General features: G+C 68.6%; 12 protein-coding genes. 6 read left to right on the top strand and 6 right to left on the bottom strand.

Annotated elements, in window-relative coordinates:
- Window positions 1–157: 157 nt before the first annotated feature.
- Window positions 158–2,581, top strand: a complete 2,424-nt coding sequence (locus tag AC13GI_RS20020) for a hybrid sensor histidine kinase/response regulator (protein WP_482997161.1) — start codon at window positions 158–160, stop codon at window positions 2,579–2,581.
- Here the strand turns inward: AC13GI_RS20020 and AC13GI_RS20015 are convergent.
- The 3 genes from AC13GI_RS20015 to AC13GI_RS20005 form a co-directional block, all read right to left on the bottom strand.
- Complete coding sequence (locus tag AC13GI_RS20015; protein WP_380656285.1) at window positions 2,567–4,012, bottom strand: FAD-dependent oxidoreductase; 1,446 nt, start codon at window positions 4,010–4,012, stop codon at window positions 2,567–2,569. The two genes, AC13GI_RS20020 and AC13GI_RS20015, sit on opposite strands and share 15 nt — an antisense overlap.
- A gap of 28 nt (window positions 4,013–4,040) precedes the next feature.
- Window positions 4,041–8,495 carry a glutamate synthase large subunit gene (gltB, locus tag AC13GI_RS20010; protein ID WP_482997160.1) on the bottom strand — a complete coding sequence of 1,485 codons (4,455 nt, stop codon included), beginning with the start codon at window positions 8,493–8,495 and terminating at the stop codon, window positions 4,041–4,043.
- Between the two features lie 172 nt (window positions 8,496–8,667).
- Window positions 8,668–9,057: an I78 family peptidase inhibitor gene (locus tag AC13GI_RS20005; protein ID WP_100554325.1), complete on the bottom strand. Its 390-nt coding sequence runs from the start codon at window positions 9,055–9,057 to the stop codon at window positions 8,668–8,670.
- 116 nt (window positions 9,058–9,173) lie between these two features.
- Between AC13GI_RS20005 and AC13GI_RS20000 the strand changes: the two genes are divergently transcribed.
- Complete coding sequence (locus tag AC13GI_RS20000) at window positions 9,174–10,235, top strand: DNA topoisomerase IB (protein WP_380656277.1); 1,062 nt, start codon at window positions 9,174–9,176, stop codon at window positions 10,233–10,235.
- Here the strand turns inward: AC13GI_RS20000 and AC13GI_RS19995 are convergent.
- Complete coding sequence (locus tag AC13GI_RS19995; RefSeq protein ID WP_099819480.1) at window positions 10,223–10,531, bottom strand: putative periplasmic lipoprotein; 309 nt, start codon at window positions 10,529–10,531, stop codon at window positions 10,223–10,225. The two genes, AC13GI_RS20000 and AC13GI_RS19995, sit on opposite strands and share 13 nt — an antisense overlap.
- A 216-nt stretch (window positions 10,532–10,747) precedes the next feature.
- Here AC13GI_RS19995 and AC13GI_RS19990 point away from each other — a divergent pair, with 216 nt between their 5' ends.
- Window positions 10,748–11,875: an SDR family oxidoreductase gene (locus tag AC13GI_RS19990; RefSeq protein ID WP_482997159.1), complete on the top strand. Its 1,128-nt coding sequence runs from the start codon at window positions 10,748–10,750 to the stop codon at window positions 11,873–11,875.
- Here the strand turns inward: AC13GI_RS19990 and AC13GI_RS19985 are convergent.
- The gene (locus AC13GI_RS19985; protein WP_482997162.1) at window positions 11,872–12,930 is read right to left on the bottom strand and encodes a serine hydrolase domain-containing protein; all 1,059 of its coding nucleotides are present in this window, start codon (window positions 12,928–12,930) and stop codon (window positions 11,872–11,874) included. The two genes, AC13GI_RS19990 and AC13GI_RS19985, sit on opposite strands and share 4 nt — an antisense overlap.
- 229 nt (window positions 12,931–13,159) lie before the next feature.
- Between AC13GI_RS19985 and AC13GI_RS19980 the strand changes: the two genes are divergently transcribed.
- Together AC13GI_RS19980 and AC13GI_RS19975 are read left to right on the top strand one after the other, a co-directional pair.
- Window positions 13,160–13,546, top strand: a complete 387-nt coding sequence (locus AC13GI_RS19980) for a BlaI/MecI/CopY family transcriptional regulator (protein WP_025876036.1) — start codon at window positions 13,160–13,162, stop codon at window positions 13,544–13,546.
- Window positions 13,547–13,549: 3 nt separating this feature from the next.
- The gene (locus tag AC13GI_RS19975) at window positions 13,550–15,493 is read left to right on the top strand and encodes a M56 family metallopeptidase (RefSeq protein WP_482997158.1); all 1,944 of its coding nucleotides are present in this window, start codon (window positions 13,550–13,552) and stop codon (window positions 15,491–15,493) included.
- 69 nt (window positions 15,494–15,562) lie between these two features.
- On the opposite strand, the gene AC13GI_RS19970 is transcribed toward AC13GI_RS19975, so the two are convergent.
- Window positions 15,563–15,886: an I78 family peptidase inhibitor gene (locus tag AC13GI_RS19970; RefSeq protein ID WP_482997157.1), complete on the bottom strand. Its 324-nt coding sequence runs from the start codon at window positions 15,884–15,886 to the stop codon at window positions 15,563–15,565.
- Window positions 15,887–16,075: 189 nt separating this feature from the next.
- On the opposite strand from AC13GI_RS19970, the gene AC13GI_RS19965 reads away from it, so the two are divergent.
- Window positions 16,076–16,630: a hypothetical protein gene (locus tag AC13GI_RS19965; protein ID WP_482997156.1), complete on the top strand. Its 555-nt coding sequence runs from the start codon at window positions 16,076–16,078 to the stop codon at window positions 16,628–16,630.
- The last annotated feature ends 6 nt before the right edge of the window (window positions 16,631–16,636 follow it).

Genomic DNA, 16,636 nt, shown 5'->3' with positions numbered 1-16,636 from the left:
GCTCCGGGATCGGTAGAAGCGGCAGTGTATGTCGCTATTGGCGGTTTCGGAGGGTTTTACACATTTCCTCATTGTTGCTGGGAAATGCGTCGCTAGCGTGGCAGGAGGTCGTATCGCAATGCGGCCACGCCCCTGCTGCGACATGAGGATGTCCACCGTGAATGTCGCTGGCCGCCTGGCCCGCATCGTCGTCCTGTCGCTGTTGTCGGCGCCGGCCTGGGCCGGGCAGTGCGAAGGTCCCATCCTGCTTGCCTATCCCGCCGATCGTGCACCGTTGTCGTCCAGTCAGCACGACCAGCCACACGGCCTGGTGGCCGCCTACCTGGCGCTGCTGCAGGAGCAATACCCCACGCTGCGCGCCACACCGGTCGCGGCGACGGCGCTGGCCGCCGCCGCGCTCCCGCCCGGGACCCACGCCGTGCTCGGTTGGCCGCGCGCGCAGAAGCCGAAAGGCTGGGTGGCCAGCGTGCCCTACCTGCAGGTGCCGCAGGTGATCGTGCGACGCCCCGACGCGCCGCCGATCATCGGCCTGGGCGGACTGCACGGTCGCGGCGTGGCCAGCCCCGACATCGTGCCGCTTGCCAGCAGGCTGGAGGAAGCCGGCGCGGACGTGCCGCTGCTGCAGGTGGCGGCGCTGGACGAGGCATTGCAGCTGCTGATCAGCGGTCAGATCGATGCGGTGGTGGGCAACCTCGTGAACGTGGAAGCCACCCTGCGCAATCAGCCGGGCGGCGCGCTGGACGTAGCGGCGCCGGCCGGCTTCAGCGACGCACTGGTCCTGGCCACGCTGCCGGCGTGCGCGCATCTGGTGGTCCGCTTCAACCAGCTGCAGGCAGGCATGACGCCGGAGCAGCGCGAGGCGTTGCGGGCCCACTGGATCTCGACATCCCCTCGCCGTGGCCTCGCGCCGGTGTCGCCCCTGCGCGGGTCGATCGCCGTGCTGCTGGTGCTGCTGACACTGTGCCTGGTGTATGCGTTCGGCTACTGGCGGCTGCACCGCGAAGGCCTGCGCAGGCAGGCGCTGGAACAGCGCCTGCAGGAGGTCACCGCCAACCTGCCGGCGGTGGTGTACCAGGCGCGGCGCAGCAGTGCCGGCGAGTACAGCGTTCCCCACATCGCCGGCGACGTGCATGCCCTGTTCGGGATCAGCGTGGACACCGCGCGGGTGGACCATGGAAGCCTGCTGGCTGCAGTCCATCCACAGGACCGCCGCTCGGTGCTGGCCTGCGTTGATGCCGCCGCACTGGTGCGCGGGCCCATCGACATCACCTTCCGCACGCGCGGCCCCAACGGCTGGCGCTGGGTACGTTCGCACGGGCGGCCGATTGCCTGCAGCGACAGCGGCGTGGAATGGAGCGGATACTGGATGGACGTGACCGAGGCGCGCGCACGTACGCAGGCACTGAACGATGCCCGGCGTGACGCGGAGCAGGATGCCGCCGCGAAGGCCCATTTCCTGGCCACCATGAGCCACGAGATCCGCACGCCGATGAGCACCTTGCTGGGAATGCTGGAGTGCTTCGGCAGCAGCGCACTGGATACGCGCCAGCGCCAGGTGCTGGCGACCATCGATGATGCAGCGCAGATGCTGCGCCAGATCCTCGATGACGTGCTGCACAGCCAACGCCTGCAGTCCGGCCCGCAGCCACCGCAGTGCCTGCCCACCGACCTGGCCGAGCTGCTGCGGGCGGTGCAGCGCCTGCTGGTACCGGTGGCGGCAAGCAAGGGGCTGCATCTGCGCTGCGAGGTGGATCCCGCGTTGCAGCGGGGATCGTTGGCCGATGCGCTGCGCCTGCGCCAGATCCTGTTCAACCTGGCGGGCAATGCGCTGAAGTTCACCCTGCAGGGTGGGGTGGACCTGCAGGTGCGGGTGCTGCAGCAGCACGAGCAGGGCCAGCAGCTGCGACTGCAGGTCACCGACACCGGCGTGGGCATCAGCCGCGAGCGCCAGCGGGCGGTGTTCGCAGCGTTTACCCAGGCCGAAGCGTCCACCACCCGGCGCTTCGGTGGCAGCGGCCTGGGCCTGGCGATCTGCCGTGAGCTGGCGGCGTCGATGGGCGGGCAACTGCACCTGTGCAGCACGCCGGGCGCGGGCACCACGGTGTGGCTGGACCTGTACCTGCCGGCCTGCGAGGCGCCATTGGCGGAGCATCCTGGCGGTGCGGCTGGCTTGCCAGCGTTGCCGCCGGTACGGGTACTGGTTGCCGAAGACCATCCCACCAACCTGCAGCTGCTGGTCCAGCGCCTGCAGGAACTGGGACTGCAGGTGCATGCCACCGCCAACGGCGAGCAGGCATGGCAGGCGTGGCAGGCACACCGCTTCGCGCTGGTCATCACCGATTGCCACATGCCGGGCATGGACGGCTTTGCGTTGGCCCGCGCGATCCGCGCCGATCCACGGGCCGACGCGGCGCAGGTGCCGATCGTCGCGTTGACCGCCAGCGTGCTCGACAGTACCCGTCAGGCCTGCCTCGACGCTGGCATCGATCGTTTCATCGCCAAGCCGGTCGAGCGCGACGCACTGCACGCCACGCTCGCCGCGGTGCTGACACCGCTGGCCGGTCTGTCAGTGCGCCAGTAGCCGGGCGATGCTGGCGGCAGCGTCGCGACCTTCGGCCACCGCGGTCACCACCAGGTCGGCACCCCGCACCGCGTCGCCACCGGCGAACAGGCGCGGATGGGCGGTCTGGAAGGGCAGCTTGCCCTTGCCTCCAGCAAGGATGCGGCCATTGGCCTGGCCTTCCACGCCGTGCTCGGCCAGCCACGACGGCACGCTGGGCGAGAAGCCGAACGCGATGATCACCACGTCCGCTTCCAGCAGCGACTCGCTGCCCTCGATCTGCACTGCGTTCTGGCGGCCGTTGGCATCGGGCTCGCCCAAGCGCGTCTCGATGACGGTAACCCCGATCACTTCGTCATCGGCGCCGGCTTCGATCGACAGCGGCTGGCGGTTGAACAGGAAGCGCACGCCTTCCTCGCGTGCATTGGCCACTTCGCGCGCGCTGCCCGGCATGTTGGCCTCGTCGCGGCGGTAGGCGCAGGTGACCTTGGCCGCGCCCAGCCGCACCGCACTGCGCACGCAGTCCATGCCGGTATCGCCACCACCGAGGACCACCACGCGCTTGCCATTGAGGTCGGGCAGGGTGATCTGGTCTTCCCAGCCGGCGATCGGCCGGCCCTGCGGATCATCGCCGCCGACGATGCGGCTGTTCTGCACCAGGAACGGCAGCGCCGGCAGCACGCCCTTCAGGTCCTGGCCGTCGAGGCCACCATCGGTGTAGCGATACGCGCCGGTACCGACAAACACCGCATCGTGGGTGTCCAGCAGCTGCTGCAGGCTGATGTCGCGGCCGATCTCCACGCCCAGGCGGAACTGCACGCCCATGCCTTCGAGCACGTCGCGGCGGCGGCGGATCACGTCCTTGTCCAGCTTGAAACTGGGGATGCCGAACTGCAGCAGGCCACCGACCTGTTCGTAACGGTCGTAGACCACCGCGGTGATGCCGGCATGCGCCAGGCGGTCGGCACAGGCCAGGCCTGCCGGGCCGGCACCGATCACGGCCACCGTGTGGCCGGTGGGCTGCACCGCCGTCATGTCCGGCCGCCAGCCGGTGGCCAGTGCGGTGTCGACGATGTACTTCTCCACCGCGCCGATGGTGACCGCGCCAAACTCCTCCAGCGTGCAGCTGCCTTCGCACAGGCGATCCTGCGGGCACACCCGGCCGCACACTTCCGGCAGCGGGTTGGTGCTGTGGCACAGCGTGGCCGCTTCATGGATGCGGTTCTCCTGCACCAGCTGCAGCCATTGCGGGATGGCGTTGTGCACCGGGCACTTCCAGCTGCAGTAGGGGTTGCCGCAGTCCAGGCAGCGGCCGGCCTGGTACTGCGCATCTTCCTTGCCGAACTTTCCGTACAGCTCACCCCAGTCGCCGGAGGTGCGCAGTTCGACCGGGATGCGCTGCGGCATGGTCCGGGGCAGGTCGAGGAACTGGAAGGCGTGCTTGCGGCTCATGATCGTCTCGGCAGTGCGGTGCGCGCGCTCACGCGGCGCGGCGCAGGGTTTCGGTCAGCGACTCGATGCTGGCGGCCTTGGGTTTGACCAGCCAGAACTTGCCGATGTAATCGCGGAACTCATCCATGATCTGCTGCGCCCAGATGCTGCCGGTCAGCTCGCGATGACGGCCGATCAGGCGGTGCAGGTGCTGGCGGTAGTTCTCGAAACCTTCGGCGGATACACGATGGATGTCGATCAGCTCGTGGTTGTAGCGGTCGACGAAATCGCGGTCCACATCCAGCACGTAGGCCAGGCCGCCGGTGAAGCCGGCGCCGAAGTTGAGGCCGACCTTGCCCAGCACCAGCACCACGCCGTCGGTCATGTACTCGCAGCAGTGATCGCCTGCGCCTTCCACCACCGCCAGTGCGCCGGAGTTGCGCACGGCGAAACGTTCACCGGCGCGGCCGGCGGCGAACAGCTCGCCACCGGTGGCGCCGTACAGGCAGGTGTTGCCGATGATCGCGGTGCTGCGTGCCTCGAAGCGTGCGCCACGCGGCGGGCGCACCACCAGGCGGCCACCGGCCATGCCCTTGCCGACGTAGTCATTGGCTTCACCTTCCACTTCCAGGTGCAGGCCGCCGACGTTGAAGGCGCCGAAGCTCTGCCCGGCGCTGCCACGGAAGCGCAGCTCCAGCGGCGTTTCCGCCATGCCCTGGTTGCCGTGCGCGCGTGCCACCGCTCCGGCCAGGCGGGTGCCGATGCTGCGGTCGGTGTTGTGGATCAGGAAGCGATGCTCGCCGCCGCGCTTGTGCTCGATGGCTTCGGCCAGCAGGCCGTCCATCTGCGTGGCCAGGCTGTCCGGTGATTCGTACAGGCGCTGTGCGGCGCAGTGGCTGCCCGGGTAACTGGCGTCGGCCAGCAGCCGCGACAGATCCACGCGCACGTCCTCGCGCGGCGAGACCTCAAGCTGGCGCAGCAGGTCGGTACGGCCGACGATCTCCTGCAGCGAACGTGCACCCAGCACCGACAGCCAACCGCGCACTTCCTCGGCCAGCAGGCGGAAGAAGTTCTCCACGCGCTCGGGCTGGCCGGTGAAGTGGTTCTCGCGCAGGCGCTCGTCCTGGGTGGCCACGCCGGTGGCGCAGTTGTTGAGGTGGCAGATGCGCAGGTACTTGCAGCCCAGCACGATCATCGGCGCGGTGCCGAAACCGAAGCTGTCCGCGCCCAGCAGCGCCGCCTTGACCACGTCCAGGCCGGTCTTCAGGCCGCCGTCGGTCTGCAGCAGGGTGCGCCCGCGCAGGTCGTTGGCCACCAGCGCCTGGTGCGCCTCGGCGATGCCCAGTTCCCACGGCACGCCGGCATAGCGGATCGAGCTGACCGGCGACGCGCCGGTACCGCCGTCGTGGCCGGAAATGGTGATGAGGTCGGCGCCGGCCTTGACCACGCCGGCAGCGATCGTACCGACGCCGGCATGGCTGACCAGCTTCACCGACACCAGCGCGGTCGGGTTGACCTGCTTGAGGTCGTAGATCAGCTGCGCCAGGTCTTCGATGGAGTAGATGTCGTGGTGCGGCGGCGGCGAGATCAGGCCGATGCCCGGCCGCGCATAACGCAGCCGTGCGATCAGTTCATTGACCTTGTGCCCGGGCAGCTGGCCGCCTTCACCGGGCTTGGCGCCCTGCGCGACCTTGATCTGCAGCACTTCGGCATTGACCAGGTATTCGGCGGTGACGCCGAAGCGGCCGGACGCCACCTGCTTGATCTTGCTGCGCTTGTCGGTGCCATAGCGTGCCGGGTCTTCGCCACCTTCGCCGGAATTGCTGCGGCCACCGAGGCGGTTCATCGCAATGGCCAGTGCTTCATGCGCCTCGGGCGAAAGCGCACCGAGGCTGATCGCTGCGGTATCGAAGCGCGGGAACAGCTCGCTGGCCGGGGCCACCTCGTCCAATGGCGTCGGCGTCGCCGCCGGCACCAGCTGCAGCAGATCGCGCAGCGCCGAGGGCGGGCGTGCATGCACGGCGTCGCAGTACTGCTGCCACGCACGCGGGTCACCGCTGCGCGCCGCGCGCTGCAGGGTGGTCACCACGTCCGGGTTGTACATGTGGTATTCGCCGCCGTGCACGTACTTCAGCAGGCCACCGACATCCACGCCCTGCTGCGCATCCCAGGCCTGCGCGCACAGTTCACGTGCATCGGCATCCAGGCGCGCGAAGCCGGCGCCACCGATGCGCGAGGCGGTATCGGGGAAGCACAGATCCACGACCTCCGGCTCCAGGCCGATGATCTCGAACAGCTGCGCGCCGCGATAGCTGGCCACGGTGCAGATGCCCATCTTCGAGATGATCTTCGACAGGCCCTTGTAGATGCCCTTGCGGTAGCGGCGGCCGATCTGCGACTGCTCACCGCCCTTGCTGAGCTTGAGGATGCCGCGACGGCCGAGGTCGAACAGGGTCTGGTAGGCCAGGTACGGATAGACCGCCGTGGCACCGAAGCCGAGCAGGCAGGCCATGTGGTGCGCATCGCGCGCGCTGCCGGTCTCGACGATCAGGTTGACGTCGCAGCGCAGGCCCAGGCGTGACAGGTGGTGGTGGATGGCACTGGTGGCCAGCAGGGCGTGCACCATCGGCCGCCCGGCCACCGGGTAGCGGTCGGACAGCAGCAGCATCACCATGCCATCGCGCGCGGCCTGTTCGGCTTCGACGCAGATGCGTTCGATGCCTGCACGCAGGCCTTCCTCTTCGCTGTAGGACAGGTCGAGCAGGCGGTTGGCCTGCACGTACTGGTCCATCTTCAGCAGCTGGCGCAGCTTGCGCTGGCTCAGCACCGGCGAATTGAGGATGACGTGGTTCACCGTCTCCGGGCCGGCATGGAAGATGTTGGTCTCCTTGCCGAGCTGGGTGGACAGGGACATCGCGCAGTCTTCGCGCAGCGGATCGATCGGCGGGTTGGTGACCTGCGCGAAGGCCTGGCGGAAGTAGTCGTACAGCGGACGGCTGCGCTGGCTGAGCACGGCCATCGGCGTGTCATCGCCCATCGAGCCGGTGGCTTCCTGTTCGGTCTCGGCCAGCGGCCGCAGCACCTGCTCCACTTCCTCGCTGCTGAGCTGGTACAGCTTGTGGTAACTGCGCAGGGTGCTTTCGTCGAAGGGTTCCTCCACCAGCGAGGGATCGATCAGTTCGGTCTGCAGGTAGGTGACGCCCTGCTGCAACCACTGCTTGTACGGTGCACGGCCGCGGTTGATGCGATCGATGGCTTCCGAATCGAGCAGGTCACCGCGCTTGAGGTCGATGGCGATCATCTCGCCCGGACCGAGCTTGCCCTTGCGCACCACGCGCTCGGTCGGCACTTCCCACACACCGGCTTCGGAGGCGACCAGGAAGTGGCGATCGGCAGTCAGCATCCAGCGTGCCGGGCGCAGGCCGTTGCGGTCGAGGGTACACACGGCGTAGCGGCTGTCGCAGGCGACGATGCCGGCCGGGCCGTCCCACGGTTCACTGTTGAGGCCGTGGAATTCGTAGAACGCAGCCAGATCCGGGTCCTTGAATTCCAGCGACTGCGTTGCCGGCGGCACCAGGATGCGCAGGGCCTGGATCAGTTCCATGCCCGCAGACACCATCAGTTCCAGCATGTTGTCCAGGCTCTGCGAATCCGAGCCGTGCATGGAGATGACCGGGTCGAATTCGCCGATATCGAAGCGCGGCGTCTTCCACACCTTGCTGCGTGCCTGCGCCCAGCGCCGGTTGCCTTCGATGGTGTTGATCTCGCCGTTGTGGGCGAGCATCCGGAACGGGTGCGCCAGCGGCCAGCGCGGCAGCGTATTGGTGGAGAAGCGCTGGTGGAACACGATGGCGCTGGAGGCCAGTTCGCGGCGCTGCAGGTCCGGGAAGAAGCGGCTGAGCTTGTCCGGCAGCACCATGCCCTTGTAGCTGATGGCGTTGGGGCTGAGCGTGGTGACGTAGTAGTCGGCATGCGCGCGCAGCAGCTGCTCGCTGCGGCGACGGGCCAGGAACAGGGCCAGGCCGAAGCCGGCGTCATCCTGGCCGACGCCGGCGTCGACAAATACCTGTTCGATACGCGGCAGGGTATCGCGCGCCAGTTGCCCGCAGACGCTGTCGTCGGTCGGCACCTCGCGCCAGCCGGCCACCTTGCAGCCCACCGCCTCGATCTGCTGCTGCAGCTGTGTGCGGCAGGCCTGGGCGGCATCGGCATCGTGCGGCAGGAACACCAGGCCGGCAGTGAAGCGCGCGCCGACGGCAATGCCCGCTTCACTGGCCAGCAGTTTCAGGAAGGCATCGGGGCGGCGCAGCAGCAGGCCGCAGCCATCACCGGTGAGGCCGTCGGCGGCGACACCACCCCGGTGGGTCATGCGCGAAAGCGCGGCGATGGCGGTATCGACCAGCAGACGCGAAGGCTGGTCGTCGAGCTGGGCGACCATGCCAAATCCACAGGCATCGCGCTCGGAGCGCGGGTCGTAAAGCCCTTGGCGGTTGCGGGGGGCCATCTCTACCTCGATGCGTAATGAAATGAGCAGGGACACTCGTGCCCGCTCACTCCCTGGAGCGCATCATGAGGCCACCGGATGCCTCGACTAGATCACAGGTTGCTGCAACGCCGCAATACACGGTTGCAGGCGCAACCAAAGCGCCGGCAAACGCATGCCGGCGCGGGATGGGTCAGCCGCAGCGGACGCCGCTGACCACGTCCTTTGCGTCCACCTCGATGTTCAGGCGGTCGCCCACGAACTCCATCGTGGTGACGTCATTGGGGTGCAGGACGCGGATCTGCTTGGCCGCTGCATCTTCCTGGGCCTGCTTGCCCAGTGCTTCGGTATAGGCCTGGCCGACCAGGCTCTGCACCTGGCTGGCGTCGCAGTTGCCAACTGGCGGTGCTTCGGTGGCCTTGCCGGCTTCATCGGCCGGGGCCTTGGCGGCTTCGGCGGCCTGCTGTGCGTGGGCGGTGGCCGAGTCCTGCTCATCCAGCGACGGCGCCTGGCAGGCGGTCAGGGCCAGCACGGCCGGCAGCAGCAGGGCGGAGAGGGAACGGGCGCGGATCGGGAACGACATCATGACTCCGGAAGGGAAGGGACGGTGAAAGGCCGAGCATAGCGGCGAACCCACCCTCACGTGTTTGTCTTGCGTTATTGACGTGGCCACGCCGCCCCGCTCGGCAGACTGACGGCATGCCCGCTACCCCCACCCCCGAACGCCAGGCCGCGCGCGCCGCCGGCCTGCGCTACGTCGATGACACCCAGCCCGGTTTCAGCCGTGTCCGCGCCGGCAAAGGCTTCTCCTATCGCGATGCCGACGGTCATGCCATACGCGATGCCGCCACGCTGCAGCGCATCCGCTCGCTGGCCGTGCCCCCGGCCTATACCGCGGTGTGGATCTGCGCCCATGCCAACGGCCATCTGCAGGCCACCGGCCGCGACGCGCGCGGGCGCAAGCAGTACCGCTACCACGCCGACTGGGCGGCGGTGCGGGATGCCGGCAAGTTCGACCGCATCATCGCCTTCGGCCAAGCGTTGCCGGCGCTGCGACGGCGCCTCGGCCGCGATCTCAAGCGCAGTGGCTTCCCCCGTGAGAAGGTGCTGGCGGTGGTGGTGGCGCTGCTGGCCGACACGCTGGTGCGGGTGGGCAACGAGACCTATGCGCAGGAGAACAAGTCGTACGGCCTGACAACGCTGCGCAACCGTCACCTGGACCTGCTTCGGGGCGGCCGGGTGCGCATGCGCTTCCGCGGCAAGTCCGGCCAGTTGCATGAGGTGACGGTGGGCGACCGTCGGCTGGGCGCGCTGGTGCGCGGCGTGCAGCAGCTGCCGGGACAGGCCCTGTTCCAGTACCGCGACGACGCGGGCGAGGTGCAGCCGGTGGATTCCGGCGCGGTGAACGACTACCTGCGCGAGGTGATGGGCGAGGATTTCACCGCCAAGGATTTCCGCACCTGGGGCGGCACGATGGCGGCAGTGCAGGCCTTCGCCGCCACCGAGCTGCCCGAACCGCCCAGCCAGCGCGCGCTGGCCAAGGCGCAGCGCGAGGTGGTGTGCCAGGTGGCCGCGCGGCTGGGCAATACGCCAGCGGTATGTCGCAAGGCCTACATCGATCCCTGCGTGTTCGCCGGCTGGGAGCGCGGCGAGCTGACTGCACTGGCGGGCCTGCGCGGCCCGCGGCAGTGGGAACAGGCGACACTGAAGGTGCTGCGCCGGGCGCGGCGGCTGAGCCGCAAGGCAGGTCAGCCGCAGTAGATCGCGGTGATGTTGTTGGTGCGGCCCTTTTCGATGGTCAGGCGCTCGCCGCCCTCGCTGGCCGGCGGCACGCGCGGACCGTCGTGACGCAGCACCTGCACGTGCAGGCTGTCGCTGTCGACGCGGGCGCGCTCGACGGTGGCATCCGATGCCGCCAGGCCGACCGCACCGCGCACCATGTCCGAATGGCACTGGCCGGAAATCACCCCGTCGATCGGCTGGATCTGGGCGACGGGGCTGCTGCTGCAGGCGGCGAGAGCGAAGCAGACAGTGGCGGTGGCAATGGCATGTTTCATGGGGACATTCCTCGTGTTGTGGCCTGCAGGGTGCGACGACACGCGTGGTGGCGGAATGAATGCCGTGCACGCGACGGACACGGTGCGCTCACTGCCGCCAACAGCCTGCGTGGAGACACTGCACGAGCGGCGCACGCCGCCCCCGGTACTGCGGCGCACGCGCCCCGGTAGTGCCGGCCGCTGGCCGGCAACCCCCATCCCCCCGAGGAGACCTGCATGGCCACCACCAAGAAGACCCCCACCCGCCGCAAGGCATCGCCGAAGGTGCGCAAAGGCACCCAGGCGGCGCCAGCCACCGCCGAGACCACCGCATCCGAGCGCCCACGCGTGGTGAAGACCGCCACCCGCAAGGCCGCCGCTTCCGATCCGCGCGCGGCGCGTGTGGCCGCGCGGCAGCGGCGCCTGCAGGACCAGGAAAAAGCGAAGGACGTACGCGCAGCGAAGAAGGCAACGAAAAAGCCGACAAAGAAGACCGCTACCCAGGCTGGCCCACGCCGTCAGCCGGAGACGATGCCGGCGCAGCAACTGGCCAAGCCAGGCCATGAGCATGCACTGCAACTGGCACCGCGCTTCCTGGCACCGGACTATGTCGGCAGCGGCAAGCTGCAGGGCATGCGCGCGATCGTCACCGGTGGCGATTCCGGCATCGGCCGCGCGGTGGCGGTGCTGTTCGCCCGCGAAGGCGCCGATGTTGCCGTGCTGCATCTGGACGAAGCCGAGGACGCCGAGCTGACTCGCCAGCACGTGGAGAAGGAGGGCGGCCGCTGCGTAGTGATCGCCGGCGACGTGCGCGACCCGCGCTTCTGCAACAAGGCCGTCAAGCAGGTGGCCAAGGCCTTCGGTGGCATCGATATCCTTGTCAACAACGCGGCGTTCCAGCTGCACTGCGAGCGCCTCGAAGACCTGGAAGACGCGCACCTGCAGGAAACGCTGCAGACCAACATCGGCGGCTACATCCAGATGGCGCGCGCGGTGCTGCCGCATCTGGGCGAGGGCGCCAGCATCATCAACACCGGTTCTGAAACCGGCCTGTTCGGCAGCAAGGCACTGATCGATTACTCGGCCACCAAGGGCGCGATCCATGCGTTCACCAAGGCGCTGGCCAGCCAGCTGCTGCCGCGCGGCATCCGCGTCAACTGCGTGGCGCCGGGCCCGGTGTGGACGCCGTTGAATCCGGCCGACAAGCAGGCGAAGGATGTGGCCGAGTTCGGCAAGGACAGCGACATGGGCCGGCCGGCACAGCCGGAAGAGCTGTCGCCAGCGTATGTGTTCCTGGCCTCACCGGCCTGCGCCAGCTACATCAGCGGCGTGATCCTGCCGGTGATGGGTGGGCCGCGCGGTTAGCGCGCGGCGGAATAGAAACCGGCAATACGCGGGATGAACTGCTGCGGATTGGCACCGACCAGATTGGTCAGCACGACAACAGCGAGGTCGCGCTCGGGATAGACGATGAAAGCCGAGCGCGCGCCGCCCATGCCACCCACCTGCAGGTCGGGCGCGGTGTTGAACACCGGCCAGCCGGCGGCCCAGTCGCCGGTGCTGCCATCGTTGAGGCGCTCGGCCGTCCACATCTGCTGCACCGCGCGCTGCTCCAGCAGGCGACCCTCCTGCAATGCAACCAACCAGCGTGCGGCGTCATCGGCCGTGGTGAGGATGCCGCCCCCCGCCCACAGGCTGGGCGGCATGTCGTAGAACCAGTGCGACAGCCGTGGCGTCGCATCCTTGGCATCGGTGGCGCGTGGCAGGTAGCTGTACATCGTCGCTGCGTCCGGGATCAGATCGTAGCTGTCACCGAACGTGGTGCGCGGCATGCGCGCGGTGGAGAACTGGCGTGTTGCCAGGAAGCGTTCGTAGGGCATGCCGGATTGCCGCGCGATGATCCGCGCCAGCAGCACGTAGTTGGTCTGGTTGTACTGGAAGCGCTCGCCCGCTACGGCCTCTGCCGGCAGCGCGCGGACTGCCTGCCATGCGTCCTGTTCAGAACCACCGCCCAGCAGTCCGTCTGCATCGAGGATGTCGGGCAGGCCGGAGGTGTGGGCGAGCAGCTGGCGCACGCGCACCGCCTGCCAGCTCGCGGGCAGGTCGTCGAGATAGCGGGAGGCGGGCGCGTCGAGATTCACCCGCCCATCCTGTGCCAGCTGCGCCAAAGCGACGCCGGTGAAGGATTTGCTGGCAGAGTTGAGCGGGAACCGCGTGCTGCGGGTAGCGACCACGCCGTTCTCGACGTTGGCCAGGCCGTAGGTTTCCGACAGCACCATCTGGCCATCCTTGACCACGGCGATCTGCAGGCCGGGGATGCGCTGTTCCTGCATGGTCTGGCGGATGAAACGACGGGTCTGGTCGTTGGCCTGGTCCTGGTTGGCGGAGACAGCGGCGAAGGGCAGCAGGCTGATGATCATGAGCAGGGTGGGTAGCGTCTGGCGAGGCATGCGGGATCCCGGAGGGCAGGAAGATCGGCGGCGATGACGGCGGCCGCAGGTGACAGGCCATGGGTCGGATGCGCGCCCGGCGGAAAAGGTTTAAGCCGGCCGCGTGCCCTACCGTTCGTCGGCCCATGACTTCCGGGGGGTTGACTACAGGTGTCGTCATGGCAACAGTAGCGACACGTGTAGTCAAGGGAGTGTTGTCATGCGTGGCAAGACCATCGGGGACCAGGAACTGGCCCTGCTGCAGTATGTGGACGAGCAGGCACCGGCCAGCGTCGGCGAGGTCGCCAGTGGCTATGGCGAACCGCGCGGACTGGCCCGCTCCACCGTGTTGACGATGATGGAGCGCCTGCGCGCCAAGGGCTACCTGCAGCGCCGGCAGCAGCAGGGTGTCTACCGCTACCAGCCCACCCGCGGCCCGGAGAGCGTGCTGCAGGGTGCCGTCGCCCAGTTCGTCGACAACACCCTGCAGGGCTCGGTCTCGCCGTTCGTGGCGTACCTGTCGCAGCGGCAGAAGGTCAGCGACAACGAACTGGCCGAACTGGAAGCGCTGGTGGCCGAACTGCAATCGCGTCGCCAGGAGGACTGAGCCATGGATACCTCGATGTTGATTCCGATGCTGGAACGGCTGGGCTGGACCAGCCTGCAGACCCTGCTGCTGGTGGCACTGGTGTACCTGCTGTGCCGCGCGTTGCCGGCACTGTCGGCGGCCACCCGTTGCCGCCTGTGGTGGCTGGTATCGCTGCAGGCCGTGGTCGGCCTGTTGTGGAGCCAACCGCTGCAGCTGGCCTGGTTGCCTGCACCCGACGCGGTCGCAATGACGACCGTGGATCTTGCCGCGGACGCGGTGTATCCGATGGCACCGGAGGCCGCCGCGCAGTTGCTGGCGAACGTGCCGATGGGCGATGTCGGCAGCACCCCGGTTGCCTGGTGGGCAGTGGCGCTGGCTGCGCTGTGGATGTCCGGCGTGCTGCTGATGGTGCTGCGGACCTTCGGCGAATGGCGCCGTTGCCGTGCGCTGCTGGCAGCGTCGTATCCGTGCGAGGACCAGGCGCTGGTGCAGGCGCTGCAGCTGGCCTCGGATGCGCACGGCCTGCGCCGCGCACCGCGCCTGTGGATGAGCGACCAGGTGGACGCGCCGCAGCTGGTCGGGCCGTTCCGTCCGGTGCTGCTGTTGCCGGCGGGAATGAACGCGCTGCAGGGCGATGCGCTGGATCTGGCACTGACCCACGAACTGCAGCACCTGCAGCGTCGTGACCTGCAGTGGGGACTGCTGCCGGCCCTGGCCCAGCACCTGTTCTTCTTCCATCCGCTGCTGCGCCTGGCCGTGCGCGAATACGCCCAGGCCCGCGAGGAAGCGGTGGATGCGGCCGTGGTCGGCCAGCATGGCGCCAGCCGCCACGCCTATGGCCGCCTGTTGCTGCAGCTGGGTGTGGCGCCGCAGCCGCACCTCGGCGTGGCCAGCGCAGCGCCCAGCACCACCAGCCTCAAGCGCCGCCTGCTCTCGCTGCAGTCACACCGCGCGTGCCCCCGCCTGCTGGCCGTCGGCCTGACCCTGGTGGTGTTGGCCGTGGGTGTGGCGCCGATGCGCCTGGTGGCCGCGCCGGTTCCGCCCGCGCCGCCGGCACCGCCGCGCGCTGTACCTGCGCCGCCGCCGCCGCCCGCAGCACCTTCGGCACCCTCGGCACCGCCAGCACCGCCTGCCGCAGCGGTACCTGCAGAGCCGGCCGACTGGGCCGAGCCGGCAGAGCCCACCGAACCGGCCGACGTCGATGAAGACGAAGAACAGGACGCACGCACCCATACGCACTCGAAGACCACCATCGTCACCCATGGCCAGCTTGATCTCGGCACGCCGCCGCAGCAGGCCTTTGTCCTCGTCGATCACGGCCAGGCATTCGCCAACGCCGGCATGGACGACGTGATGCAGGCGCGCAGCCGCATTGGTGACGGCCCGGCGCTGTGGTTCCGTCAGGGTGACAAGCGCTATGTCGTGCGCGATCCGATGCTGATCCAGTCGTTGCAGCGTGCCTACGCCGGCGCCGTCGATCTGGGCCGCCAGCAGAGTGAACTGGGGCGCCAGCAGAGCGCGTTGGGCCGTCAGCAGGGTCAGCTCGGCCGCGAGCAGGGCGAGCTGGGCAGGCTGCAGGGTGAAGAGGCGCGTGAGATCGCCCTGGCCGCCGCACGTGCTGCGCGCAGTGCGCTCAACGATCGCGACATCAACCGTGAAGCGGCAGCCGAAGCGGCGCGGGCCACCCGTGGCGCGGTGGATGATGCGGCGATTGCACGGCAGGCAGCGGCTGAAGCACAGCGCGCGTCACAGGTTGCCCGCAACCAGGCGCTGCAGTCCGAGCGCAGCCGCGAGATGAGCCGTCTCGCCAGCCAGCAGGCCGCGCTGGGAAGCCAGCAGGCGGCACTGGGCAGCAAACAGGCGGCACTGGGCGAACGCCAGGCGCGGCTGCAGGCACAGGCGTCGAAACAGGCAGAGCAGGTAATCGCGCGTGCGCTGGCCAGCGGCAAGGCCGAGCAGCTGTAACCCGGTAGTGCCGGCCGTTGGCCGGCAATGTGGGGGTGCCGGCCAGCGGCCGGCAAGACCCCGGATCGATCAGCCGCAGCTGGCGCGCTCGATGCGGTTCTGCGCGTCCACCTGCACGGTCACGCGGTCCTGGCGGAAGTCCATGGTGACCGCCATCCCCGGTTTGACCACGCGTGCATTGCGCGCGCCGCTGTCGGCCACCAGCTTCTTGATCGTCGCTTCGTCGGCGGTCTTGCCGGTGAAGGCTTCCAACGCATCGGGCCTGCATTCCTGCGGGCCATCGGACACCTTGGCCGGCAGGCTGCCGGTACCGGCGGTGCTGCCGCTGCCGGCATGGCTGCACGCCGCGAGTGGCAGGATGGCCGCAAGCAGCAACAGGGAGGATCGACGCATGGGAATACTCCTGGGTGACCTTCGGTAGCGGCAGTGTCGCCGGGACGTGTGTCAGTGGTGTCAACGCCACCTGAACCCGTACCGCGCAAGCACCGCAACGCACGCCACCGTGCCCACGACCGATCTGATTGAAGCCTGTGCGGGCAGCGGTTAGTGTCTTCCCCCCCAGGAAATCCGAGGTGCAAACCCATGGTTGAGCGTGTCCAGCGATTGGCCGATGCGGTGTCGTCTATTCCTGGCGTGCGCAGCGCGTCGGTGACCAAGCATGATCTGTCGGAGATGGCCGTAGGCGAACTGTCGCAATTGCCCTATGCAGACCTGCCGCTGGCCGTGCTGCGGCGTAGCAAAGGCAGCTTGCCCCATGAACTGCTGATCGGTATCGAGTTCGACCTGAACGGTGGCGCGGAAGGGTGGCTAGCGCTTGAGTTCTTGTCCTGGTGGGTGCGCGATGCTGCGAGGAGTGGTTCGCTGATGCAGCTGCGCAGCCTGGCACTGCCGCCGCTGGAGCAGCAGTTCGGCGAAACGCTGAAGTTCACCATCGACTGGTTCCATGCAGACCCGGAACAGGACATGGAACGGCTGTTGGTTGCCGTGGACGAACTGGCCGCGCACCTGGCGTCGACTCTGGACCACTACGCCATTGCCGAACGGATCACCGCAGCGGCGAGCCAGACGTCCAACCCAGGCACCGCGCCTGCGCAAGGTGGATTTGTTGGACGCCTGCGGAATCTGTTTACAGGCTGAAGCGCC

This window comes from Stenotrophomonas sp. 82F1 (assembly GCF_056861525.1).
This window is presented reverse-complemented; position numbering and strand designations above follow the sequence as displayed.